The sequence below is a fragment of the Thermomonas sp. genome (assembly GCF_029945965.1).
GTDB lineage: Bacteria > Pseudomonadota > Gammaproteobacteria > Xanthomonadales > Xanthomonadaceae > Thermomonas.
Genome location: NZ_JAQSDO010000008.1, coordinates 359,567 through 382,878, shown reverse-complemented (window position 1 = coordinate 382,878; position 23,312 = coordinate 359,567). Strand labels below are relative to the sequence as shown.

General features: G+C 63.6%; 21 protein-coding genes and 1 pseudogene. 14 read left to right on the top strand and 8 right to left on the bottom strand.

The window, feature by feature from the left end; translation table 11 throughout:
• A partial coding sequence (locus PSV05_RS04780; RefSeq protein ID WP_300062213.1) for a hypothetical protein occupies nt 1-180 on the top strand: 180 nt, incomplete at its 5' end.
• Here the strand turns inward: PSV05_RS04780 and tyrS are convergent.
• Nucleotides 177-1,427, bottom strand: a complete 1,251-nt coding sequence (gene tyrS, locus PSV05_RS04775; RefSeq protein WP_300062210.1) for a tyrosine--tRNA ligase — start codon at nt 1,425-1,427, stop codon at nt 177-179. The genes PSV05_RS04780 and tyrS overlap by 4 nt on opposite strands.
• 188 nt (nt 1,428-1,615) lie before the next feature.
• Between tyrS and PSV05_RS04770 the strand changes: the two genes are divergently transcribed.
• Both PSV05_RS04770 and PSV05_RS04765 read left to right on the top strand, forming a co-directional pair.
• A complete protein-coding gene (locus tag PSV05_RS04770; RefSeq protein ID WP_300062207.1) occupies nt 1,616-3,058 on the top strand; it encodes a M23 family metallopeptidase in 1,443 nt (480 codons plus the stop codon).
• A 61-nt stretch (nt 3,059-3,119) separates the two neighbouring features.
• The gene (locus PSV05_RS04765; protein ID WP_300062205.1) at nt 3,120-4,247 is read left to right on the top strand and encodes an anhydro-N-acetylmuramic acid kinase; all 1,128 of its coding nucleotides are present in this window, start codon (nt 3,120-3,122) and stop codon (nt 4,245-4,247) included.
• Nucleotides 4,248-4,264: 17 nt separating this feature from the next.
• Here the strand turns inward: PSV05_RS04765 and PSV05_RS04760 are convergent, their stop codons facing one another.
• From PSV05_RS04760 to PSV05_RS04750, 3 genes are all read right to left on the bottom strand, one after another.
• Nucleotides 4,265-4,522, bottom strand: a complete 258-nt coding sequence (locus tag PSV05_RS04760) for a hypothetical protein (RefSeq protein ID WP_300062202.1) — start codon at nt 4,520-4,522, stop codon at nt 4,265-4,267.
• A gap of 71 nt (nt 4,523-4,593) precedes the next feature.
• A complete protein-coding gene (locus PSV05_RS04755) occupies nt 4,594-5,904 on the bottom strand; it encodes an MFS transporter (protein ID WP_300062199.1) in 1,311 nt (436 codons plus the stop codon).
• On the bottom strand, nt 5,901-6,704 hold the full coding sequence (locus PSV05_RS04750; RefSeq protein WP_300062196.1) for an exodeoxyribonuclease III: 804 nt from the start codon (nt 6,702-6,704) through the stop codon (nt 5,901-5,903). The genes PSV05_RS04755 and PSV05_RS04750 overlap by 4 nt, the downstream gene beginning before the upstream one ends.
• Nucleotides 6,705-6,772: 68 nt before the next feature.
• Between PSV05_RS04750 and pyrE the strand changes: the two genes are divergently transcribed.
• Nucleotides 6,773-7,441, top strand: a complete 669-nt coding sequence (gene pyrE, locus PSV05_RS04745) for an orotate phosphoribosyltransferase (protein WP_300062193.1) — start codon at nt 6,773-6,775, stop codon at nt 7,439-7,441.
• A 29-nt stretch (nt 7,442-7,470) separates the two neighbouring features.
• Complete coding sequence (locus tag PSV05_RS04740) at nt 7,471-8,169, top strand: hypothetical protein (RefSeq protein WP_300062190.1); 699 nt, start codon at nt 7,471-7,473, stop codon at nt 8,167-8,169.
• A 33-nt stretch (nt 8,170-8,202) separates the two neighbouring features.
• Here PSV05_RS04740 and PSV05_RS04735 read toward each other — a convergent pair whose 3' ends face one another.
• The 3 genes and pseudogenes from PSV05_RS04735 to coaBC form a co-directional block, all read right to left on the bottom strand.
• The gene (locus PSV05_RS04735) at nt 8,203-10,521 is read right to left on the bottom strand and encodes a phosphomannomutase/phosphoglucomutase (protein WP_300062187.1); all 2,319 of its coding nucleotides are present in this window, start codon (nt 10,519-10,521) and stop codon (nt 8,203-8,205) included.
• An 11-nt stretch (nt 10,522-10,532) separates the two neighbouring features.
• Nucleotides 10,533-10,991, bottom strand: coding sequence for a dUTP diphosphatase (gene dut / locus PSV05_RS04730; RefSeq protein ID WP_300062184.1), 459 nt, complete (start codon nt 10,989-10,991; stop codon nt 10,533-10,535).
• Nucleotides 10,991-12,255 (bottom strand): annotated as a pseudogene (gene coaBC / locus PSV05_RS04725) (bifunctional phosphopantothenoylcysteine decarboxylase/phosphopantothenate--cysteine ligase CoaBC). The gene dut and the pseudogene coaBC overlap by 1 nt, the downstream one beginning before the upstream one ends.
• A 98-nt stretch (nt 12,256-12,353) precedes the next feature.
• On the opposite strand from coaBC, the gene radC reads away from it, so the two are divergent.
• From radC to PSV05_RS04690, 7 genes are all read left to right on the top strand, one after another.
• Nucleotides 12,354-13,028, top strand: coding sequence for a DNA repair protein RadC (radC, locus tag PSV05_RS04720; RefSeq protein ID WP_300062288.1), 675 nt, complete (start codon nt 12,354-12,356; stop codon nt 13,026-13,028).
• A gap of 139 nt (nt 13,029-13,167) precedes the next feature.
• The gene (gene argS / locus PSV05_RS04715) at nt 13,168-14,868 is read left to right on the top strand and encodes an arginine--tRNA ligase (protein ID WP_300062181.1); all 1,701 of its coding nucleotides are present in this window, start codon (nt 13,168-13,170) and stop codon (nt 14,866-14,868) included.
• A 28-nt stretch (nt 14,869-14,896) separates the two neighbouring features.
• Entirely contained in the window at nt 14,897-15,682 is a 786-nt protein-coding gene (locus tag PSV05_RS04710; RefSeq protein WP_300062178.1) for an SPOR domain-containing protein, read from the top strand.
• Between the two features lie 102 nt (nt 15,683-15,784).
• Nucleotides 15,785-16,396, top strand: a complete 612-nt coding sequence (locus PSV05_RS04705; RefSeq protein ID WP_300062175.1) for a PEMT/PEM2 methyltransferase family protein — start codon at nt 15,785-15,787, stop codon at nt 16,394-16,396.
• 9 nt (nt 16,397-16,405) lie between these two features.
• On the top strand, nt 16,406-17,167 hold the full coding sequence (locus PSV05_RS04700; protein ID WP_300062172.1) for an SDR family NAD(P)-dependent oxidoreductase: 762 nt from the start codon (nt 16,406-16,408) through the stop codon (nt 17,165-17,167).
• 86 nt (nt 17,168-17,253) lie between these two features.
• On the top strand, nt 17,254-17,607 hold the full coding sequence (locus PSV05_RS04695) for a type II toxin-antitoxin system Phd/YefM family antitoxin (RefSeq protein WP_300062170.1): 354 nt from the start codon (nt 17,254-17,256) through the stop codon (nt 17,605-17,607).
• A 17-nt stretch (nt 17,608-17,624) separates the two neighbouring features.
• Nucleotides 17,625-18,254: a hypothetical protein gene (locus tag PSV05_RS04690; protein ID WP_300062167.1), complete on the top strand. Its 630-nt coding sequence runs from the start codon at nt 17,625-17,627 to the stop codon at nt 18,252-18,254.
• 139 nt (nt 18,255-18,393) lie between these two features.
• Here PSV05_RS04690 and speA read toward each other — a convergent pair whose 3' ends face one another.
• Nucleotides 18,394-20,283: an arginine decarboxylase gene (speA, locus tag PSV05_RS04685; RefSeq protein WP_300062164.1), complete on the bottom strand. Its 1,890-nt coding sequence runs from the start codon at nt 20,281-20,283 to the stop codon at nt 18,394-18,396.
• A gap of 140 nt (nt 20,284-20,423) precedes the next feature.
• Between speA and speE the strand changes: the two genes are divergently transcribed.
• Both speE and PSV05_RS04675 read left to right on the top strand, forming a co-directional pair.
• Nucleotides 20,424-21,272, top strand: a complete 849-nt coding sequence (gene speE, locus PSV05_RS04680; protein WP_300062161.1) for a polyamine aminopropyltransferase — start codon at nt 20,424-20,426, stop codon at nt 21,270-21,272.
• Between the two features lie 105 nt (nt 21,273-21,377).
• Nucleotides 21,378-23,288 (top strand): diguanylate cyclase, encoded by a 1,911-nt coding sequence (locus PSV05_RS04675; RefSeq protein ID WP_300062158.1) that lies wholly within the window; start codon nt 21,378-21,380, stop codon nt 23,286-23,288.
• Nucleotides 23,289-23,312 lie beyond the last annotated feature (24 nt).

Below are 23,312 nucleotides of genomic sequence, written 5' to 3'. Positions count from 1 at the left end.
CACTTCTGCTCAAGCGAGCCGCACATCATACAAGCTTTTTGCCTTCCGTCAATACCGCGTGAGGAAGAATTTGGCTTGCTTCAGTGGCTAGTGAGAATTCTCACCGCCCACCTCAGCCGGCCGACCAGTATAGCGAACTTTGCTGCACTGCCGCAAGCCTTGCCCGCCAAAATAATCTAGGGTCCCGCCACGGAACGCAGAATTACCCGGGCGAAATTTCGCTTGCCGACAGCCAGCACACCCTCGAAGCCAGGCAGGAACAGCCTGGATGCATCTTCGAAGACCTCGCCATCGATCCGTACGGCGCGCTCTTTAAGCTTGCGATTGGCTTCGGAGTTGCTGGGCATCAGGCCAGCTGCAACCAGCAGCGCCGCGATGCGCAGGCCATCTGCCGGCACAGGCACGTCCTGCAATGGCAGGTTGCCGAGGTCACCTTCGCCGCGCACGGCGGCATGCCAGCCTGCGAGCGCCTGCTCTGCAGCGGCATCGCCCTGGAAGCGTGCAGCCAGTTCGCGGGCCAGCCGCAGCTTGACGTCGCGCGGATTGAGTCCACCCACTTCGATGTCGCGCTTCAATGACTTCGCTTCATCGACGCTGATCTCGAAACTGAGCAGGTCGATCCATTTCCACATCAGTTCGTCGCCGATCTTCATCGCCTTGGTGACGATGTTGATCGCCGGCTCGTCGATGCCAATGTAGTTGCCCAGCGACTTGCTCATCTTCTGCACGCCATCCAGGCCTTCAAGCAACGGCATGGTGAGGACGACCTGTGGCGGTTGCCCGTGGTGTTCCTGCAGGCCGCGGCCCATCAGCAGGTTGAACTTCTGGTCGGTGCCACCGAGTTCCACGTCGGCCTTGAGTGCGACCGAGTCGTAGCCCTGCACCAGCGGATACAAGAACTCATGGATGGCGATCGGCTGCTGCGCGGCGTATCGCTTGGCGAAATCATCGCGCTCAAGCATGCGTGCCACCGTATGCTGCGCCGCCAGCTTGATCATGTCTGCGGCAGTCATCGCCCCGAACCACTCACTATTGAAGCGCACCTCGGTACGTTCGCGGTCGAGCACCTTGAACACCTGGTTGGAATAGGTCTGCGCGTTGGCCAGTACGTCCTCGCGGGTCAACGGCTTGCGGGTGACGTTCTTGCCTGTCGGGTCACCGATCATTCCGGTGAAGTCGCCGATGAGGAAGATCACCTGGTGGCCGAGGTCCTGGAACTGGCGCATCTTGTTGAGCAAGACGGTGTGGCCGATGTGCAGGTCTGGCGCGGTCGGGTCAAATCCCGCCTTGACTCGCAGCGGGCGCCCGCCGCGCTTCAATGACTCGGCCAGGCGCGCCTGCAATTCCTCGCGCTTGAGGATTTCATCGCTGCCACGCGCGATGAGGTCGATGGCGTGCTGCAGGTCAGGATGTGGCTGGTCGGTCACGGGTAGTGCTCTTGAAAGGAATGTTCGCTGGCGGCACGCACTGTGACCGCTGTCTGGAATGGCTCGTTAAAGTAGCGTTAAAACGTGACACGGAAAAACATTCGGCGATTCAATGAGTTGACGCATGTATTTCACATGACTATGGTACCGCTTTGACGCGATCTTCACGCTGAGAGGGAAACAAACGCATGACGGATTCGAGCCACGAGGCCGTGCGTCGCAGCAATCTTGAGCGCGCAAAAGCCGCATCAACCCCGATCCCGGCACCCCGCCTGCCACATGCCTTCAATGGCCGATGGACCCGTCGCCACTGGCTGCATGCCAGCCTGTTCGCAACCATCGGCGCATTGGTCGCGGCGATCGTGCCCGGTTTTTCGACTGCGATGCAATCGCCTGGCCTGGCGCAGCGGATGACGCTGTCGCTGCCTTTGCCACAACTGGGCATCAAGCACAGCATCACCTCGGATCACTGGCAGAGTGTTTCGCTGAAACCAGGCCAGACCCTGAGTGGCGTCTTCGCCGAGCTTGGGATCCCGAATCGCCAGCTGCATGACGTGATGAAGCACCCAAAGATCCAGCCGATGCTGCGGCGCATGCGCCCGGGCACCGAAGTGAGCTTCAACCTGCCGGCCGACGGCAGCGTGCGGGCAATGCGCATCGACATGGGCAAGTACGCCAACGATGGCGAGCCGGTCGAACTGGAATTCGACGGTAATGCGCTGCGTGAGCGCGAGATCGCGCATGAAGTCACCACGCGCACGGTCGTATTGAGCGGCAAGGTCGGCAAGTCGCTGTTCAAGTCGGCACGCTCGGTTGGTTTGGGCAGCAAGCAGCTCAACCAATTGACCGACGAGATGTTCAAGTACGACATCGACTTCGATTCCGACCTGGACGACAACGACCGCTTCAGCGTGGTCGTCGACCAGACCTGGAAGGATGGGCAACTGGTCGATACCGGCCCGGTGCTGGCCGCGACGTTCACCATGGACGGCAAATTGAAGAGTGCGTTCCGGTACATGCGCAATGGCAAGCCGGAATACTTCACGCCCGATGGCCGCTCGCTCAGGCGCCCGTTCATTCGCATGCCGATCCCGTACGCGCGCATCACTTCCGGCTTTGGCATGCGCAAGCATCCGATACTCGGCCGCATGCGCGGTCACATGGGCATCGATTACGCTGCGGGCACAGGTACCCCGATCATGGCCGCAGGTGATGCACGGGTAGAATTTGTCGGCTGGAAGGGCGGCTACGGTCGCGCAGTGATCCTCAATCACGGCAACGGCCGCACGACCCTGTACGGCCACATGTCGCGCTTCGGCAAGGAAAAGATCGGCCAGCGCGTCGCCCAGGGCTCGGTGATCGGCTTTGTCGGTTCCAGCGGCCTGGCCACCGGCCCGCACCTTCACTACGAATTCCGCGTCAATGGCGTGCACCAGAATCCGTTGAAGATGACCCTGCCGCCGCCGCAGCCCTTGCAGGGCGCTGCGCTGGTCGCGTTCAAGAACGAGACCCGGCGTGCGCTGGACAAGATCCGCGAGGTCGAGGACGTAATCTACGATCCCAATGACGACACCCGCGTAGCCAGTGCCGACAAGCCTGCCAAGGCCAGCAGCCGCAACAAGAAGGGTTAACTCGGCGAGAACGGACGTTGTATCTGCAAGTGCAGTGCATGGCGATGCGATACTTCATCGCATGTCGAAATCCGCATCCCAGCAGTATTTCCTTGGCCTGATTTCCGGCACCAGTGCCGACGGCATCGATGCCGCGCTGGTGCGCTTTGCAGATGACGATGCGCACGCCACACCCGAGCTGGTGTTCGGCCTGACCGACCCGTGGGAACCAGCATTACGCTCGCGCCTGCTGGCACTCGGCCAGCATGCCATGACGCTCACCCTGGACGAAGTTGGCGAACTGGATGTACGCATCGGGCGTGCGTTTGCAAAGGCGGCGCAGGCTGCCATCGAAGCAGCCGGCATCGACCGCAACGAGCTGGTTGCGATCGGCTCGCATGGACAGACCTTGCGCCATCGTCCGCATGGCGAGGTTCCGTTCACCCTGCAATTAGGGGATCCCTCCAGCATCGCCGAGCACTGCAGCGTGCAAGTGGTGGCGGATTTCCGCCGGCGCGATGTCGCGGCCGGCGGCCACGGTGCGCCGCTGGTGCCTGCCTTCCATGCAGCCACGCTGCATTCGGATCGCGAAAACCGCGCGGCACTGAACCTGGGCGGCATCGCCAATTTCACCCTGCTGCCGAAGCACGGCGCGGTGCGTGGTTTCGACACCGGCCCGGCCAATGGCCTGATGGATGCCTGGTGCCTGCGCCATACCGGAAAGCCCTATGACGCTGGGGGCGAATTCGCGGCGCAGGGATGTATCGATGAAGCGCTGTTGGCACGACTGCTGGACGAGCCATGGTTCGCCCTGCCGCCACCCAAGTCCACTGGCCGCGACCAGTTCCATCTGGCCTGGGTCGAATCGAAACTGACTGGCGACGAAGCGCCGGCCGACGTGCAGGCCACGCTGATGGAATTGAGCGTGCGTACGATCGTCGATGCATTGCGCGTGACACAACCGGATACGCAGCGGGTCATCGCTTGCGGAGGTGGCGTGCACAACGACAGGCTGATGGCTGCGCTTGGGCAAGCGTTGCCCGATGTCATTGTGGAATCCAGCGCGGCGCATGGGCTGGACCCGGATTTCGTCGAGGCGATAGCGTTCGCTTGGCTGGCGCGGGAAACCCTGGCGGGGCGACCCGGCAACCTGCCGGCAGTCACCGGTGCCGCAGGCCTGCGCGTGCTGGGCGCGGTCTATCCGGCCTGAACTCTGCCTAGCCTGAGCTATTGCCGCGGCTTCACGCGTCCGATCAATCCGAATGCAGCATTCGGTACCTTCTGGATCTGCTCGATCGCATCTTTCAGTGCGACCTGTTCACGGGTATTGAGCAACTCCTTGCGAACCCGATCCTCGATGGCATCCACGCCAATGGTGAGTGCTTCCGAAGCGACGGCATCCAAGGCCAGGCCCTGGAGTTGCGCGAGCCGCGTGAGTCGCTCGACAAGCTTGGGCCTTAGGTTTTGCAACGTGATATCGGTCATGACGGAGGACTTCCTTGATTGCGCGGGGGAACGCAGTCCATATCTAACCCGACACGCGGCGCAGGGCAAGCTCAGGGGGCTTGCGCCCTGCCCGCAGCTTCATGTGCTGCGCCAAGCCGAAGCCTCGGCATGACCCAGAAAAACAGCAGCACGGCGGGAATCGACGCAAGTGCGGTGATCCAGAAATAGACGCCATAGCCGGTAGTCTCCACGATACCTCCGGAGACCGCGCTGAGCAGCTTGCCTGGCAACATCACCAACGACGAAAACAAGGCGTACTGCGTCGCAGTAAAACGCTGGTTCACCAGTGCCGACAGGAAGGCGACCAGTGTGGTGCCCTGGAATCCCTGTGCCAGGTTTTCGCCGGAAATGACCACGGTCAGCATGCCCAGGTCGCCGTTGGCACCGACCAGCCAGACATACAGCAAGTTGCTGACCGCGCCCAGCACCACCCCGGCCAGCAACGGCCAACGTATGCCCCAGCGTGCCACCGCGAACCCGCCCAGGAACACACCTGCAATGCCCACCCAGATCCCGTACACCTTGCTGATCGCCGCGATCTCGGTCTTGCTGTAACCCTGATCCAGATAGAACGGCGCCATGATCCCGCCGCCCAAGGACTGATCGGAAATCTTCGCCAACAGGATGAATGCGAGCACCGCCAGCGCCAGCGGCACGCTGAAACGCCGGAAGAAATCCGCGAAAGGTTCCACCACGCCATCCTGCAACCCAGCCGCCCAACCGCTGGCGTACTCACGCTGCACGTCCGGTTCGCGTGCAAGCAAGACCGCCACTAGCGGTATCAGCATGACTCCGGCCATTGCCCGGTAGACATTGCTCCACGCCGTGTGATCGGCGAGTACCAATGCCAACGCACCAGTGACGATCAGGGCAACTCGATAGCCCAGCGAGTACGTGGCCACCAGCGCGCCCTGCGCCTCGATCGGCGCGATTTCGACGCGATATGCATCCACCGCGATATCCAGCGTGGCACCGGCGAAGGCGACGAGAATCGTGACCCACACGAACGGCGCCAGCCGGTCAGGGGTCAACTGCGCCATGCCCAGCAGTCCGCCCATCACGATGAGCTGCGCCAGCAGCAGCCAACCGCGCCGTTGTCCAAGACGACCAAGCAGCGGCAGCCGCCAGCGGTCGACCAAGGGCGCCCACACGAACTTCAGCGTGTACGCCAGGCCTGCACTGGCGATCAGCGTGATGTCCTTCAGGGTGATGTCCTTTTCCTTCAACCAATAGGCCAGGGTGCCGGCCACCAGCAGGAACGGCAGGCCGGAGGCGAAGCCGAAAAAAAACATCGTCCACGCCGATGGCTGGGCGAAGGCCTGCCAGGCCGAAGGCTTTTTGGCAGCAGCGGCATCATTCACTCGGTGTACTCCACCAGGCAAGGCGCATGGTCGGAAAATTTAGGTTCCGGGAAGATCGTCGCCGAGGCGATGCGAGCGGCCAGTGCCGGCGTCACCAGCTGGTAGTCAATGCGCCAGCCCACGTTATTGCCACGCGCGGCGCCGCGTTGCGACCACCACGAATATTCGACAGCATCCGGCTTGGCCACGCGGAAGCTGTCTTTCCAGCCGTGCGCCGGCGGCACGATCAGGCCGTCATGGCAGTCGTCCGCGATCAAACCGCTCAGCCATGCCCGCTCATGCGGCAGGCAACCGGAGTTCTTCTGGTTGCCGGTCCAGTTCTTGATGTCGTTCCTGGCCCGCACGATGTTCCAGTCGCCGCACACCACGTAGTCGCGGCCGCTGGCCAGCCAGCCATCAAGGATCGGCTTGAGCCACGCCATCGCCTCTTGCTTGAAGCCCTGGCGCAATTCGCCGGAGCTGCCGGATGGAATGTAGAACGACACCACCGACAAATTGCCGAAGCGCGCCTCGATGTAGCGCCCCTCGTCATCGAAAGGGGCCCAGCCGAGTTGGGTACGCACCTCGTCGGGTTCGCGGCGGCTGTAGATCGCCACCCCGCTGTAACCCTTCTTGGTGCTGGCATCCTTGAACCAGGCGCGATAGCCGTCGGGGCGGAACACCGCATCGCCCAACTGGTGTTCCTGGGCCTTGGTTTCCTGCACGCACATCACGTCGATGTCCTGTGCCGCGAACCAGTCGAAGAAGCCTTTCTTGGCCGCCGAACGCAGGCCATTGGCGTTGAAACTGAGGATGCGCATGCGATCTCGCGTGCCGGATCAATGCGGGAGCGTAGCGGAAAAGCCGCCAGATCGTGGACACTAGGGGCATGGACGACCACCGCTCGCGCTTCCTTCGACTTGCCATGCGTGCCGACGCACTGCGGTTTGGGCAATTCACCCTGAAGTCGGGACGCACCAGCCCGTACTTCTTCAACGCCGGTCACTTCGACTCGGGCGCATTGCTGATGGAACTGGCAGGTTGCTATGCCGATGCGCTGGACGCGGCTGGCATCGCTGGCTCAATCGGGGATTTCGACCTGCTGTTCGGCCCCGCCTACAAGGGCATTCCCCTGGCCACGGCATTGGCCTGCGAATACGCGCGCCGTGGCCGCGACCTGCCATTGGCGTTCAACCGCAAGGAAGCCAAGGCGCATGGCGAGGGCGGCAACCTGATCGGCGCGCCATTGGCCGGCAAGCGCGTATTGATCGTCGATGACGTGATCACCGCCGGCACCGCGATCCGCGAGGCACTGGCGATCATTTCGGCTGCCGGCGGCTTGCCGGCTGGCATTGTGATCGCGCTGGATCGTCAGGAACGCGCGGGTGACGAGGATGCCCACTCGGCCGCTCAGGCGGTCGCCGCCGAGCACGCAATCCCGGTGATTGCAGTGGCCGGATTGGAGGACTTGCTTGCGTTTGCAGGTAAAACCACCGAACTTGTGGCCCAACGAGATGCCCTGCTCGCCTATCGCGCGCGCTACGGCACGACCACATGAACGCTTCACGATTGCCGCAGGGGGCTGTCATGTCGCATCGAAATCAAATGGCGTGGATCACTGCTGCCTTGCTGCTTGGCGCCGGGCTGGGTGCAAGCGCCTGTGCCAATGCTCAGGCCCAGGCGCACAAGAAGGTCTATTGCTGGAACGAGAATGGCCGCAAGATCTGCAGTGATGCGCTACCAGCCGAAGCGGCCAACGCTGCACGCACCGAGATCAGCGCAAGTAGTGGACTCGCCACCGGCCAGGTGGCGCGTGCGCTGACCGAGAGCGAACGCGCTGCGGCGGCAGTGTCGGCGACAGTGGCGCGCAGGCAGGCTGAAGCCGTGGCCATGCAGCAGCGTCAAGACCTGGCGATGGTCGAGTCCTACATGACCGAAGCCGACCTGCGCCGTGCCTACGGTGAACGCACGTCGCTGCTGGACGAAACCCTGAAGGCAAGCCAGTTGGGGCTGTCCAACCAACGCCTGAGCCTGATCACGTTGCTGCGCCAGGCCGGCGATTGGGAACTGGACAAGAAGCCGGTGCCGAAGCGCCTTGCGGATTCCATCCTGCATCAACACAACGACCTGATTCGCCAGCAACAGATCCTGGCCGACCAACAGCAGGACCGCGCCACCCTGGACGCGGAGCTGGTCGATGCGGTCCGCCGCTATCGCGACCTCAAGGCATCGGAAGCGGACAATCCGGCCAATCCGGGCAGTCAAGACCCGCTGCCGGCACGCTGAACCACTGGGCGAACTCCGCCGCAATACGATCCGTCAGAACGGCAGCGCCATCCCGGGTTGTACCGCCAGCAGCTGTTCGCGGAATGCCTGCTGGATGCGTGCCATCGCCGGATTGGAATCGGCGTCGAAGCGCATCACCAGTACCGGCGTCGTGTTGGATGCGCGCACCAGACCCCAGCCATCCGGCCAATCCACGCGCAAGCCATCAATGGTGGACAGGCGCGCACCCTCAAAGCGCGCGATGCTGCGGAAGCGTTCGACGAAGGCATGCGGGTCGCCATCCGGTGCTTCGACCTTGATCTCCGGCGTTGAAATGCCATCGGGCAAGGCATCGAACACTTCGTCCGGCGTGTAGCCGCTGCCATCGAGGATTTCCAGCAGGCGCGCTGCCGCGTAGATGCCGTCGTCGAAGCCATACCAGCGCTCGGCAAAGAAGAAATGCCCGCTCATCTCGCCGGCCAGTTCGGCCTCGGTTTCCCGCATCTTCGCCTTGATCAGCGAATGCCCGGTCTTCCACATCAACGGGCTGCCGCCATGGCGCAGGATGTGCGCCGGCAGGCGACCGGTGCACTTCACGTCGTACACGATCACCGCGCCCGGATTGCGCTGCAGCACGTCGGCGGCAAACAGCATCAGTAGCCGATCCGGATAGATGTTCTTGCCGGCCCGGGTAATCACCCCCAGGCGGTCGCCGTCACCGTCGAAGGCGATGCCGATATCGGCCTCCAGGCGCTCCACCATCTGCACCAGCGCGGTCAGGTTCTGCGGGTCGCTGGGGTCGGGATGATGGTTGGGGAAGGTGCCGTCGATATCGCAGAACAACGGCGTGACCTCGGCGCCGATGGCTTCCAGTACGCGCGGGCCGATCACCCCGGCCGCACCGTTGCCGGCATCTACCACTACCTTCAGGCGCTGACCGATCTGGATGTCGCCAGCGATGCGTTCGACGTAGTCGTCGCTGATGTCGCGCTCGTCCAGGGTGCCGCGCGAATCCGCTTCGAGCAGCTGGTCTTCGGCGATGCGTGCATGCAAGTCGGTGATCGCCGCACCGGACAGCGTCTCGCCGCCAACCACGATCTTGAAGCCGTTGTAGTCCGGCGGATTGTGGCTGCCGGTGATCGCCACACCACAGCCGGTGCGCAGGTGGAAGCAGCCGAAGTACACCACCGGTGTCGGCACGAGGCCGATGTCGATGACGTTGCGGCCCGCCTTGCGCAGGCCAGTGATCAGCCCTTCGGTCAGCTCCGGACCGGACAGGCGGCCATCGCGGCCAACCACGATGTCCTCCAGGCCCTTGTCGTGCATCAGCGAACCGATCGCCTGGCCAATCAGTTCGGCCACGCCTGCATCCAGGGTCTGCCCCATCACGCCACGGATGTCGTAAGCACGGAAGATGCTGCGGTCGATCACGACCGAGGCTTTCGCGGTTGCGCTATCGGTGATTTCGCGCTTCGGCTTGGGCTGCGCCTCTTCGGCCTGTGTCAGCTGCAGCTCGGCCAAGGTCTGGACATCACCGGCGTCGGCACCAAGCACCTTGCCGAGCATGCGCGGGCGCACGCCAAGCCAGACGCCAAGCGCCGCCAGCAGCAGGATGCCGCCGGTGCCGATCGCGGCGATCGCGCCAAGGCCAAGCGGCACCAACACATCATCCGGCACCGCCGCGGCAACACGCAGGTCGCTGTCGGCCACCTTGGCCGCCAACGATTCTGCAGAACCCTTGAGCGTCAGATCCCCGCGCTCAAGCACATCGCGCGCGCCTTGACGCAAGGAAAGATACGTACCCGAGGACAGCCTGGCCGCAGCTACGCCATGGGTCGCGCGTTCCAGTGGCAACTCGACATAACCCAGCACCTGCACTTGCGGGCCAGCCGCAGGGGCCGCCAATGCCAGGCGCTCGCCGCCTGCGGTCGAGATGATGCGTGCCACCGGCTTGCCTTCGGCCAGCGCGGCCTCGCCCACTGCAAGGCTGCCAAAACCGCTGGCCGGCAGGCTGGCGTAACGCTCCTGCAAGTCAGCTGGCCAGACTTCGCTGCGCATGAGATCGGGCCATGCCGCCTCTATGGCCCGAGACGCAGCCGCGTTGTCACCCGTCTTCAATGCAGCAGCCACCGCGGGCGACGCCAGCGTCGCGCTGAATTTGCGCCGAAATGACTGCAAGTTGCGCTGGGTTTCGGTCACCGCGTCGTCGCGCGCGACCTGGAGGGAATCCAGGCGCATGTCCGCCTGCAACTGGCGCCCGCCGGCAATGGCAAACCAGAGACCCAACACCAGCAGGAACAAGGTGATGACAGCCAATAACCTTGCCCATTGCGCAGGGTCTAGTTGCAACTTGCGCTTGTCTTCGTCGCTCATCCTGCCCCCAGTCAACGCACGCCGGTATGGCCGAATCCGCCGGCCCCGCGTGCGCTTTCGTCGAAAGTATCCACCACTTGCAGGGTCGCACGCACGATCGGCAACAAAACCAGTTGCGCGATGCGGTCGCCCGGCTCGATGGTGTAGGCCGCCTTGCCGCGGTTCCAAGCGCTGATCATCAACGGCCCCTGATAGTCCGCATCGATCAGGCCAGTGCCATTTCCCAGCACGATACCGTGCTTGTGGCCCAACCCCGAGCGCGGCAGGATCACTGCGCACAGGGTGGGATCGGCGATGTAAATCGCAAGCCCTGACGGGATCAACGCGGCATCGCCCGGCTGCAGCATCAGCCCCGTGTCCAGCGCCGCGCGCAGGTCGAGGCCGGCGCTGTGCTGGGTGGCGTAGGCCGGCAATGGCCACACATCGCCAAAACGTGGATCCAGCACTTTCACCTGCAAGGCGTGATCCATCAGCGCAGTCGCTCCGTGACCAGTCGTTCGGTGATCAGTCGTTCCGAGATCAGATCGAGCAATCGTCCGGCAATTTCAGTTTTCGCGGCCGGCCCCAGCGTGCGCTGGAAACCCTCGTGACCGAGCACCAGCAGCGTGTTGTCGTCACTCTCGAAACCGGTGGCACCCACGCCGACTCGGTTGGCGCAGATCAGGTCGAGCCGCTTGCGTTGCAGTTTCCCGCGCGCATAGGCGACCACATCATCGGTTTCCGCAGCGAAGCCAACCACCAGCCGTGGTCGCTGTGCATGGGTCGCGACTTCCGCCAGGATGTCGCGGGTCTTGACCAGCTCAAGGGTCAACGTGTCTTCGCCGGGCATCTTCTTGAGCTTGCTGCCGGCGAACGCCTGCGGGGTGAAATCGGCGACCGCCGCGGCGCCGATATAGGCATCGCAGGGCGAGTGCTCTATTGACAGCTGCGCCATCACCGCCGTGTGCATTTGCGCCGCGCTGCGCACATCGATGCGGGTTACGCCGACGGGCGTCGGCAACGACACCGGCCCGGCGACCAGGCATACCTGCGCACCACGTTCGACGGCAGCGGCGGCGATCGCGAAGCCCATCTTGCCGCTGCTGCGATTGCCGAGGAAACGCACTGGGTCAATGTCTTCGAAGGTCGGACCGGCGCTGACCAGCACGCGACAACCGGCAAGCGCATTAATCACGCACCAGTTCCGTTCAATGCGGCAATGATTTCCGCTGATTCGGCCATGCGCCCGGGGCCGGATTCACCTTCGGCCAGCGAGCCGTCGTTCGGTCCAATCACCTGCACCCCGCGCGAACGCAACGTGGCGATATTGGCCTGGGTCGCCGGATGCAGCCACATGCGGTGGTTCATCGCCGGGGCAATCGCGATCGGTGCGGTCGTGGCCAGGCACAGGGTTGACACCAGATCGTCGGCCAGTCCATGCGCCAACCTGGCGATGCTGTTGGCTGTGGCCGGCGCGATGATGACCTGGTCGGCCCAGTGCGCCAGTTCCAGGTGGCCCATCGCCGCTTCGGCGCTGGCGTCCCACAGCGAAGTACGCACTGGCTGGCCGGACAATGCCTGGAAGGTCTGGGCTCCAACGAAGCGCTGCGCGTTTTCGGTCATCGCCACCATGACGCGTGTCGTGGAATCGTCGCGCAGCCGGCGCACCAGTTCCGCAGCCTTGTAGGCGGCAATGCCGCCGCAGACGCAGAGCAGGATATGACGCGTGCCGGAGGGCATGACGGATGCCTGCATGCGACGGGGTTTCCTGACCATTCCACGGGTCCCCAGCTTACCCGATGCAGCGCATTCGCCGGATGTCGCCGAGCCCGCGCCGCGCCGAACATGTGGCCATGCACATCCGTGACTGGCCCGCCTGCGAACGTCCCCGCGAAAAGCTCCTCAGCCGCGGCCCCTCTGTGTTGTCCGATGCCGAACTGCTGGCGATCTTCCTCGGTTCCGGCACCGCCGGCCGCGATGCGGTCGCCACTGCGCGCGACCTGCTGCAGGCGCATGGCCCGCTACGTGGCCTGCTGGATCGCAGTGCGCAGGCGATGACCGAACTGCCGGGGCTCGGCCCGGCGCGCGCCTGCACGCTAGTTGCCGCACTTGAGCTTGGGCACCGCCACCTGGCCGCGCAACTCGAACGTGGCATCACCTTGAGCGATCCTTCCGCCGCCGGCCGCTATTTCGCGCAACGTCTGCGCGCGCAGCCACGCGAGGTGTTCGCCGCCCTGTTCCTGGATACGCGGCATCGCGCACTGGGTTTCGAGCCATTGTTCCACGGCAGTATTGACGGGGCCGAGGTGCATCCACGGGTCCTGGTCGAACGCGCGCTGGCGCAGGGCGCAGCGGCCGTGATCGTTGGCCACAACCATCCCAGCGGCAATCCCGAACCCAGTGCCGCCGATCGCGCCGTCACCGCACGCCTGAAACAGGCACTGGCCTTGGTCGATGTGCGTCTGCTGGACCATTTCGTGATCGGCGATGGCCCGCCGGTGTCGATGGCGGCGCGCGGGATGGTGTGAATAATGTAGGAGCGCCCATCTGAGCGCGATGCGGTTTGTGATGTGAATTCAACCGCGATCGGCCCAAATGGACGCTCCTACAGCCAGATCAGGGCCTCGCGTACAATGCGACACCATTGAACGTGACTACCTTCCCGTTGTGAAAGCCCAGCTTCGCACCCTGATCGAACAGGGCCTTGATGCCCTGCGTGCCGCCGGCATCCTGCCCGCCGACCTGCCCGGCGCTCCCTCCAAGCCGGACTTCGTGATCGAACGTCCTAAAGAACGCGCGCATGGCGACTTTTCCAGCAATGTCGCAATGCTTCTGGCCAAGGCCGCGCGCAGCAATCCGCGTGCGCTGGCCCAGCAACTTGTGGCCGCCTTGCCGGCATCAACCGCCGTCGAGAAGGTCGAGATCGCCGGACCCGGCTTCATCAATTTCCAACTGACGCCCGCCGCATGGCAGCAGCAGGTGTGCGACGTGCTGGAAGCGGGCGATGGCTTTGGTCACAACGCGTCGGCTGGCGGTCAAACCGTGGGTGTGGAATACGTCTCGGCCAACCCGACCGGCCCGCTGCATGTTGGCCATGGCCGCGCCGCGGTGATCGGCGACTGCATCGCGCGAGTCATGGCCGCCAACGGCTGGAACGTGAAGCGCGAGTTCTATTACAACGACGCGGGCGTACAGATCGAGAACCTGGCGAAATCGACCCAGGCGCGTGCCAAGGGCTTGAAGCCCGGTGATGCCGACTGGCCTGTAGAGGCCTACAACGGCGACTACATCGACGATGTTGCAGCCGCCTATCTGCGCGGTGACAGCGTCGAGGTCGATGGCCATGTGGTCGAGGGCAAGAACGACCCCGACGACATCGACGCCATCCGCGCGTTCAGCGTGGCTTGGCTGCGCCGCGAACAAAACGAAGACCTCGCCGCCTATGCCGTGAGCTTCGACCGCTATTTCCTGGAATCATCGCTGTACACCGACGGCAAGGTCGCCGAGACCGTGCGCGAATTGATCGCCCACGGCCATACCTTTGAGGAAGGCGGCGCACTGTGGCTGCGCACCACCGACTTCGGTGACGACAAGGACCGCGTGATGCGCAAGTCCGACGGCAATTACACGTATTTCGTGCCGGACGTCGCCTATCACCTGAGCAAGTGGCAGCGTGGCTATACGCGCGCGGTGACCGAGCTTGGCGCAGATCACCACGGTTCGCTGGCACGCGTGAAAGCCGGCCTGCAGGCACTGGATTGCGGTATTCCCGCCGGTTACCCGGACTACGTGCTGCACCAGATGGTCACGGTGATGCGCGGCGGCGAGGAAGTGAAGCTGTCCAAGCGTGCTGGCAGCTACCTGACCCTGCGCGACCTGATCGACGAAGTCGGCTGCGATGCCACGCGCTGGTTCCTGATCGCGCGCAAACCGGATTCGCAACTCACCTTCGACATCGACCTCGCCCGTTCGCAATCCAACGACAACCCGGTCTACTACGTGCAGTACGCGCATGCGCGGATCTGCAGCCTGCTGCGTCAGGCCATCGAGAAAGGCATGCCGCACGATGCCGCCAACGGCGAAGCCAACCTGCACTTGCTGGACGATGCACCGGCTCAGGAGCTGATGCGTGAACTGTCGCGTTTTGCGGAAGTGGTGGAAGCCGCCGGCATCACACTGGAGCCCCACCTGATCGCGCAGTACTTGCGTGAACTCGCCAATGCATTCCACGGCTGGTACCACGCCAGCCCGGTACTGGTCGCCGACGCCGCCTTGCGCGACGCACGGCTTGCATTGGCGCGAGCGACGCGGCAGGTTCTAGCCAATGGACTGGATTTGCTGGGCGTGAGCGCCCCGGAGAGCATGTGATTCACATCAAGAGCGGGAGCAGCAGCTAATGGCGGCACGACGCGGCAAGTCACAAGCGCGGCGCAATCCTTCCGGTGGCCTGCCCGGCTGGGCCTGGCTGGTGATCGGCGTGCTGGTCACCTTGCTGGTGGTCTTGGCCGCGCCACGCCTGCTGAAATCCGGCGCCGGTGGCGACGGTTTCCTGCGCATTGGTCCGAAGCCGAACCCGGATGCGCAACCAGCAACCAGTGCCAATGACGACGATGCACTCGCACCCGATGTCACCACCGACTCGACGGTCGGCGGCAAGGCTGGCGACAGCAAGCCCAAGCCCCAGTACGACTTCTATACCCTGCTACCGGGCCAGGAAGTGGAGATGAGCGACGCCGAACTGGCCGCCAGCGCCAAGGCCGAAACCGCGGCACAGACTGCAGCAACCCAGGCGGGCACATCGACAGTTGCGGGCGGGCTGCCCAAGCCGATTGCTGAAAACCCTGATGCGGCCGGGTTGGCGGCGTCGACCAACGCTTCGAGCACGACACCCAATGCCGGCACGACGGTTGCCACCAGCAGTACGACGAGTCCGTCAGCACCGACCAGCGATGCGCACTACATTCTCCAAGCCGGCGCATTCGGCGGTTCCGGCGACGCAGAAACGGTGAAGGCGAAGATCGCCCTGCTGGGCCTGAACGCGCGGGTGGAAGCTGCAGAGATCCGCGGCAAGACCGTCTACCGGGTGCGGATGGGGCCGTATGGCACCGCCTCCGAGCTGGCCGCCGCCAAGTCCAAACTCACCAACGGCGGCTTGCCGGCGATGGCGGTCAAGACCAACTGAGGCCCCGCAACAGCTCTCACGCCTTTTGCATGAGACCTGTCACTTCTTTGCACTCCCGGGTGTAGGTAACTTGCATCCAGCTTTCCACGTGCAGGTTCAACGATGATGCTTTCGCAGGTTTATACCGGCCTGGTTGCGGTTTGGGCCGCCAGCGAAATCTGGCTTGCATTGCGCCGGCGTTCGAGCGATCGCACGCGCCAGCGCGACGGTGGCACCCTGCGCCTGCTAATGGTGACGATCTACCTGTGCATCGGGCTGGGCGTGTGGCTGTCCCGTCTGCAGCCATCGCCGATTCCGGAACCACCGCGGCAGGCGCTGTTCCTGATCGGCATGGCGATGATGATCGTCGGCATGCTGTTCCGCTGGTGGTCGATCCGGGTGCTGGCCGAATACTTCACCGTGGACGTGTCGATCCGCCCCGACCACCGCATCGTCCGCGACGGGCCGTATTGCGTGTTGCGACATCCGTCCTACACCGGCGCGTTGGCAACGTTCTACGGCTTTGCACTGTCCCTGGGCGACATCGCCGCGGTGCTGGTCGTCATCGTGCCGGTGACGCTGGTGTTCCTGTGGCGCATCCGCGTCGAGGAAGGCGTGCTGGCGCAGGCGTTCCCGGACGACTATCCGGCTACGCACGCGAAACCAAGCGTCTGCTACCCGGCGTCTGGTGAGCTGCTGCAGCCAATGAGGCGCAGCGGCCGCTTGCCTCGTTAGAATATCGGCATGAACACGAACTCTCCCCGCACTGCCTTGATCACCGGCGCCACCGCCGGCTTCGGCCGCGCCGCCGCGCGCCGCTTCGTCGATGCCGGCTGGCAGGTCATCGCCACCGGTCGCCGCGCCGAGCGCCTGGATGCATTGCGCGCCGAACTCGGTGATGGCGTGCACACCACCTGTTTCGACATCCGCGACGAAGCCGCGATGCGCGCCGCACTGGATTCGCTGCCCGAGCGTTTCCGCGGGATCGACCTGCTGGTCAACAACGCCGGCCTGGCGCAGGGCACCAAGCCCGCACAGGACGCGCTGCTGTCGGACTGGAAAACCATGATCGATACCAACGTGACCGCGCTGGTCACGCTGACCCATGCGCTACTGCCGACGCTCATTGAGCGCAAGGGCGCGATCATCAATATCAGCTCGGTCGCAGGTGTGTATCCGTACTTTGGCGGCAATGTCTATGGCGGCAGCAAGGCCTTCGTCAGCCAGTTCTCGCTAGGCCTGCGCTGCGACCTGCACGGCACCGGCGTGCGCGTCACCACCATCGAGCCGGGCATGGCCGAAACCGAATTCACCGTGGTCCGCACCCATGGCGACCAAGCCGCGTCCGACAAGCTCTATACCGGCGCGAACCCGATGACCGCCGAAGATATCGCCGAAAGCATCTTCTGGGTTGCGACGCTACCTTCGCACCTCAACATCAACCGGCTGGAAATCATGCCGACCTCGCAGGCGTTCGCGGGCTTCCAGGTGGCGCGCGATACCTGATACACGCCATTTAGCCTATTTGTTCCATTCAGGCCTAAAGGTCCAAAAAGTGTATATTGGCCACTCAACCCTCTGGAGAATCCGCCATGGCAGCCGTTGCGCTCAGCGCCCTTGAAAACCTGCCGCGCACGCCAGCCTCGGACGTGAAGAAGCTGGGCTGGCGTGGTGTGATGAAAACCATTGCCCGTAGCGGCAAGGTGGTGGTCACCAACCACGATGAACCCGAGGCGGTGATCCTGTCTGCCGAGGAATACACCGCCATCCTGGACCTGCTGCACAAGGCCGCCGACCGCGATGCAGCGGCGCTTGATGTGCTCCGTCGCAAATTCGACAAACGTCTGGAATCGCTAGACGCGCCGGATGCAGGCGAGAAGCTGCGCGACATCCTGCGCAAGCCGCTTGACCTGGCCGGCGAGATCATGGCCGGCAAGCACTACTGAGTCATGACGACTGAACCATGCCGCGTCCACTGATTTACGTTCTTGCCGGCGTCAATGGAGCCGGCAAAAGTTCGATCGGCGGCCGCGCGTTGACGCAAGCCGGACTGGACTGGTTCAACCCGGATACGTTTACCCGGCAGCTGATCGAAACCACCAGCTGCCTGCTTGCGGATGCCAACGGCGCTGCTTGGCAGGAAGGCGTGCGCCGGTTGGATCGCGCCATCGCCAATGGGCGGGATTTCGCATTCGAGACCACATTGGGCGGCAATACCATTGCGGCAAAATTGCGCATCGCCGCCACGACCCACGATGTCCTGATGTGGTACTGCGGACTGGACACACCGGAACATCACCTTGCCCGCGTCAGGTTCAGGGTTTCGCAAGGTGGGCACGACATCCCCGAAGCGAAGATCCGCGAACGCTGCGTTACGTCTATTGCCAACCTGATCGCCCTGCTCCCGCATCTGGCGCAGTTGCAGGTGTACGACAACAGCATCGACGCCGCACCCGGCACACCCATTCCCAACCCATGCCTGCTGTTGCAGATGGAACACGGCCGTATCGCCTGGCCCACCGACACCGATACGCTAAAGCGCACCCCAGAGTGGGCCAAGCCGGTGTTGGAGGCTGCATTGTTGATGCAGTGAGGCGTTCGCCGCCCCGATAGAGGCTTCGTTCAAGCCAACGCCCGCCCTTGCGATACCGACCATCTCGCAGCATCTCGCCGCGCAAGTATTCCGGCGAAGGCATTCAGGTGGAAATACCGGCGAGTCGCCGTGAAATCACCTACTCCAGTGGCTCGTCACTCAAGTACGTGTACGCAGTCAGCCCGTTTTCCAGCGCCTCATTGAGGCGATCAGACTCGACCTGGCCGAAATCGGCGGCGGCGACTTTATCCTTGTAGATACGGCGCAGGTCGTCGACGTTGTAGCCAACGTAATCCAGCATCACGTCGGTAGTGTCGCCTTGGCGCTGGTGGACGATGCGGCAACCGTCGCCTTCGGCCTTGACCTCGATCGCATCGGTGTCGCCGAACAGGTTGTGGATGTCGCCCAGGATTTCCTGGTAGGCGCCGACCAGGAAGAAGCCAAGACGATAGCGTTCGCCCTTGCGCAATTCGTGCAGCGGCAGCGAACTGTCCAGGTCTTCGTTTTCGACGTAGATGTCGATCTTGCCGTCGGAGTCGCAGGTCAGGTCGGCAATGATCCCGCGCCGGGTCGGCGCTTCGTCCAGGCGCTCGATCGGCATGATCGGGAACACCTGGTCGATCGCCCACACGTCGGGCATCGATTCGAACACGCTGAAGTTGACGAAGTACTTGTCGACCAGGCGCTCATTGAGTTCATCCAGCAGATCGCGATGGCTCTTTTCGTCGTAGGTCAGGCGCGCCTTGACTGCATGTGCGATGGCGTAAAACAGGTCGTCGATACGCGCGCGCTGGATCAGGTCGATTTGCCCGAGCGCATACAGGCTCAGGCCTTCGGAATGCGCCTGCACCGACTCGTGGTAAACCTCGACCGCAGGCCGGTCGGCAAGCTCTTCATGCAGCACGCGCAGCTGCGCGACCGGATCGGATTCATCACCATGCACGTCAGGCACGCGGCCTTCCGGCGCGCGTTCGACTTCGGAGACATTGGTCACCAGCACTGCATGGTGCGCGGTCATCGCGCGGCCGCATTCGGTGACGATGCGCGGCGGCGACAGTCCTTCGCGCGCGCAGGCTTCGGCCAGCGGCTGCACGATGCTGGATGCGTAATGGTGGATGCCGTAGTTGACCGAATTGTAGGAGCGCGAACGCGTGCCTTCGTAGTCGACGCCGAGCCCGCCGCCGACATCGACATGACTGATGTTCGCGCCCAGCTTGCTCAGTTCGACGAAGTAACGGGTGGCTTCGCGCATGCCCTTGGCGATGTCGCGCACGTTGCTGATCTGGCTACCCATGTGGAAATGCAGCAGTTGCAGGCAATCGCCCATGCCGGCATCGCGCAGGCGCTTCCACAGATCCAGCAACTGGCGCGGGTCGAGGCCGAACTTGGCCTTGTCGCCGCCGCTGTTCTGCCACTTGCCGGCACCCAGCGAGGCCAGTCGCATGCGAACGCCGAGGCCCGGCTTTACATCCAGCGCCTTGGCTTCTTCCAGCACCAATCGCAGTTCGGACGGCTTTTCGATCACGATATAAGTCTGCATGCCCAATTTGCGCCCGATCAGCGCCAGCCGGATGTATTCGCGATCCTTGTAACCGTTGCAGACAATCAACCCGCCAGGCCGGCTCAGCGCCAGCACGGCCATCAGTTCCGGCTTGCTGCCGGCTTCCAGCCCGAAGCCCTCGCCGTGGTGGCTGGCCAATGTACCGGCGACGCCGAAATGCTGGTTGACCTTGATCGGATACACCGCGGTGTACTCGCCGGCGTAATCCCAGTCCTTGCGTGCCTGCGCAAACGCAGTCTGCAATCGATGCAGGCGGTCGCCGAGCACGTCCGGGAAGCGCACCAGCATCGGCAGCTTCGCGCCCATGGCCATCGCCGAGTCGACCACTTCGGGCAAGGCAATGGTCGGGCCGGTGGCGCCTTTCGGCCGCACCACGACCTGGCCGGCGGCGTTTACATCGAAATAGCCTTCCGACCAGTGCGGGATGGAATAGGTCTTGCGGGCAAGGTCGAGCGACCAGTCGGTCATCGTGTCGGGGTCGGCGTGCGAGAAGGTAAGCCACATTGTAGGGCGGGCCTGTTCCCACCGTGCGAAAATGGGGCCACGCGACTGCACTGCAGCGGGTCAAGACCCGCTCTACAACCCCCACGAATTGCCCGGAGCTGCACATGACCGAACCGACTTGGCTGCATGAAAACTTCGACAAGGCCGGCTCGTCGATCGGTTACCGCATCACGCGCAAGCTAGATGAAGTGCAGTCGCCGTTCCAGTTCATCGAGATCTACGAGTCGACTGATTGGGGCAACCTGATGTTGATCGATGGCGCGATGATGCTGACCACGCGCGACAATTTTTTCTATCACGAGATGATGGCGCACCCCGCCCTGTTCACCCACGCAGATCCGAAGCGCGTGGTGATCATTGGCGGTGGCGACTGCGGCACGTTGCGTGAAGTGCTACGGCATCCGGGCGTCCTGTCTGCCACCCAATGCGACATCGATGAACAGGTCACACGCATGGCCGAGAAATATTTCCCGGAGCTGTGCGAATCCAACCACGACCCGCGCGCCGAACTGCTGTTCGACGATGGCATCGCGTACATGGCCAATTGCGAGCCCGACAGCGTGGACCTCGTGATCGTGGATTCCACCGACCCGGTCGGTCCGGCCGAAGGCCTGTTCAATGCGTCGTTCTTCGCCAGCTGCCATAGCGCGCTGAAAGACGACGGCATCCTGGTACAGCAGTCGGAATCGCCGCTGGTATTGCTGGATTTGATCAAGGCGATGCGTGTCGAAATGGGCAAGGCCGGTTTCGCCAGCTTCCAGACCCTGCCGTTCCCTCAGCCTTGCTATCCGACCGGCTGGTGGAGCTGCACGATGGCGAAAAAGTCCGGTAATTTCGATTTCCGCGAAGCTGACGCGCGCGCCAAATCGTTCGCGACGCTGTACTACAGCGCTGACATGCACAAGGGTGCGCAAGTGCTGCCACCGTTCGTGGCCGCGGCGTTGGCGGGCTGAGTAGGCCCATTCAGGCTCCCACGGACCCGGAACTGCGACCACGCTCACGGAAGCCCACCTACCAGCCCGCTAAGGTGTCGGGTTGAATGTGACGACTGGAGCCCCGTGAGGCGGCATCAAAACCCGTGGAAGGCTGTGCTACTGGCCGCGTTATGCGCGTGGCCATTTGCAACGCCTGCCAGCGTTCCGCTGCGCGGCGGGGCAGTCGAACCTGCCGCCACCCGCGAAGCCGCCTTCGACGAAACCTTCCAGAAAGTGGTTGGGCCGACCTCGATGGAGGCCAGCAGCGTCGCGTATGAAGGCTACCTGGAGCGCCTGCAAGCGCTGCTGCCAGCTGGCGACCAGGCGCGCGAGGTACGTTTACGTTCCGTGTATTGCGGATCCCGCATCTGGAGGGAACCGAAGCGCGGGCTGGCCTATTCCGATGATGCGTTGAAGCGGGCCCGTGACCTGCACGATGTCGCCTCCGAGGCGCGCGCGATGCTGTGCCGCGCCGACTACATCATGCTGATCAGCGGTAACCAGCGCGGCCTGCCGGAATACGACAAGGTGGTGACCCTGCTCGCGGACAGCCCCGAGCAGCAACTGCTGGCCGAAACGCTGGAGATGCGCGGCGACACCCTGTCCCTGCTCGGCGAGCAGGCCCGCGCCATGATCGATTTCCAGCGCTCGCGCGCCGCCTACCGCGCTGCCGGCATCGACCATGAAATCGAACCACTGATGTTCAGCATCGCCGTTGGCTACCGGCGGGTGGGGGATTTCGTGCAGGCAGAGCGCTATTTCACCAGCGCCATCTCACGGCTGCAGGACCAGCAGAATTGGGAAACCCTGGCCACAAATTACATCCAGCTGGGCTTCCTGCATGCCGAATCCGGCGCGCCGGACAAGGCGCAGGCCGCATTCCTGCAAGCGATTCATATCGCAAGCAAGCACGTCGACCCCAATAGCGTGAACAGCGCACGCCTGGGCCTGGCCAGCACCCAGATCACTCTTGGCGAACCCGATACGGCCCTGGACACCCTTGCCCAGGCCAGGGCGGGATTCATCAAGGAGAAGAACACCTCCAGCAATGACATGTTGCTGATCCTGACCGGCCAGGCCCTGGCCAGGCAGGGCGAGCACGCTGCCGCGCTCGCGCACTACGAAATGGCTTTGCCGCTGGTCAAGCGCAATGGCAACGACCGCTACCTGGCTGAGATCTACAAGCTGCGGGCCGCCAGCCAGGAGGCGCTGGGGCATGCCGACACCGCGCTGGAGGACTACAAGCGCTACACCGACCTGCAGATGAAGCTGCAGGGCAAGATGCGGCTGGAACAGAGCCGCATGCTGGAATACGAATATGAAATCCGCAGGCGAGACTTCGAAAACCGGCAACTGCGCGCGGATGCGCAGGCCAAGGAGCTGCAGGTGGTCGCGCTGGAACAGGCCCGCCATTGGCAGGCCTTGAGCCTGGTGCTGGCGGCATTGTTCGTTGCCCTGCTCTCTTCATTGGCGTTGCGCCAATGGAAGAAATCGCGCCGGCTACGCAGTTTGACGATGACCGACCCACTGACCAACGTGGGCAGCCGCATCGGCATCGAACACGAAGCCGAGCAAGCGATTGCCATGTCCACCCGCACGGATACCCCACTGTCCCTGCTGATGCTCGACCTGGACCATTTCAAGGCGATCAACGACCGCTATGGGCATGCCGCCGGCGACCGGGTCCTGCGCGAAACCGCCGCCACCTGGCACGCGCAGTTGCGCGGCCGCGACCCACTGGGCCGGATCGGTGGCGAGGAGTTCGTGGTGGTCTGCCCGGACACGGCGCTGGAACAGGCATTGCTGGTTGCTTCACGCCTGCGCGAAGCAACCCATGCGCTGCGCTTCGACAACATCGACCCGGCCTTGCAGGTCAGCGTCAGCATCGGTGCGGCCAGCCACAAGCAGGGCGAGACCCGCGAGGATCTGTTCGCCAACGCTGATGCCGCCTTGTATCGCGCCAAGCAGCGCGGCCGGGATCGTACCGAGACCTGATTCGCCTGGCGGGTCTTGGCCCGC

Bases quoted from the DNA above. Each gene is read 5' to 3' on its own strand.
- PSV05_RS04770 (WP_300062207.1), top strand. From the start codon at position 1,616: ATGACGGATTCGAGCCACGAGGCCGTGCGTCGCAGCAATCTTGAGCGC.
- PSV05_RS04765 (WP_300062205.1), top strand. From the start codon at position 3,120: ATGTCGAAATCCGCATCCCAGCAGTATTTCCTTGGCCTGATTTCCGGC.
- PSV05_RS04760 (WP_300062202.1), bottom strand. From the start codon at position 4,522: ATGACCGATATCACGTTGCAAAACCTAAGGCCCAAGCTTGTCGAGCGA.
- PSV05_RS04750 (WP_300062196.1), bottom strand. From the start codon at position 6,704: ATGCGCATCCTCAGTTTCAACGCCAATGGCCTGCGTTCGGCGGCCAAG.
- pyrE (WP_300062193.1), top strand. From the start codon at position 6,773: ATGGACGACCACCGCTCGCGCTTCCTTCGACTTGCCATGCGTGCCGAC.
- PSV05_RS04740 (WP_300062190.1), top strand. From the start codon at position 7,471: ATGTCGCATCGAAATCAAATGGCGTGGATCACTGCTGCCTTGCTGCTT.
- PSV05_RS04735 (WP_300062187.1), bottom strand. From the start codon at position 10,521: ATGAGCGACGAAGACAAGCGCAAGTTGCAACTAGACCCTGCGCAATGG.
- dut (WP_300062184.1), bottom strand. From the start codon at position 10,991: ATGGATCACGCCTTGCAGGTGAAAGTGCTGGATCCACGTTTTGGCGAT.
- radC (WP_300062288.1), top strand. From the start codon at position 12,354: ATGCACATCCGTGACTGGCCCGCCTGCGAACGTCCCCGCGAAAAGCTC.
- PSV05_RS04710 (WP_300062178.1), top strand. From the start codon at position 14,897: ATGGCGGCACGACGCGGCAAGTCACAAGCGCGGCGCAATCCTTCCGGT.
- PSV05_RS04705 (WP_300062175.1), top strand. From the start codon at position 15,785: ATGATGCTTTCGCAGGTTTATACCGGCCTGGTTGCGGTTTGGGCCGCC.
- PSV05_RS04700 (WP_300062172.1), top strand. From the start codon at position 16,406: ATGAACACGAACTCTCCCCGCACTGCCTTGATCACCGGCGCCACCGCC.
- PSV05_RS04695 (WP_300062170.1), top strand. From the start codon at position 17,254: ATGGCAGCCGTTGCGCTCAGCGCCCTTGAAAACCTGCCGCGCACGCCA.
- PSV05_RS04690 (WP_300062167.1), top strand. From the start codon at position 17,625: ATGCCGCGTCCACTGATTTACGTTCTTGCCGGCGTCAATGGAGCCGGC.
- speA (WP_300062164.1), bottom strand. From the start codon at position 20,283: ATGACCGACTGGTCGCTCGACCTTGCCCGCAAGACCTATTCCATCCCG.
- speE (WP_300062161.1), top strand. From the start codon at position 20,424: ATGACCGAACCGACTTGGCTGCATGAAAACTTCGACAAGGCCGGCTCG.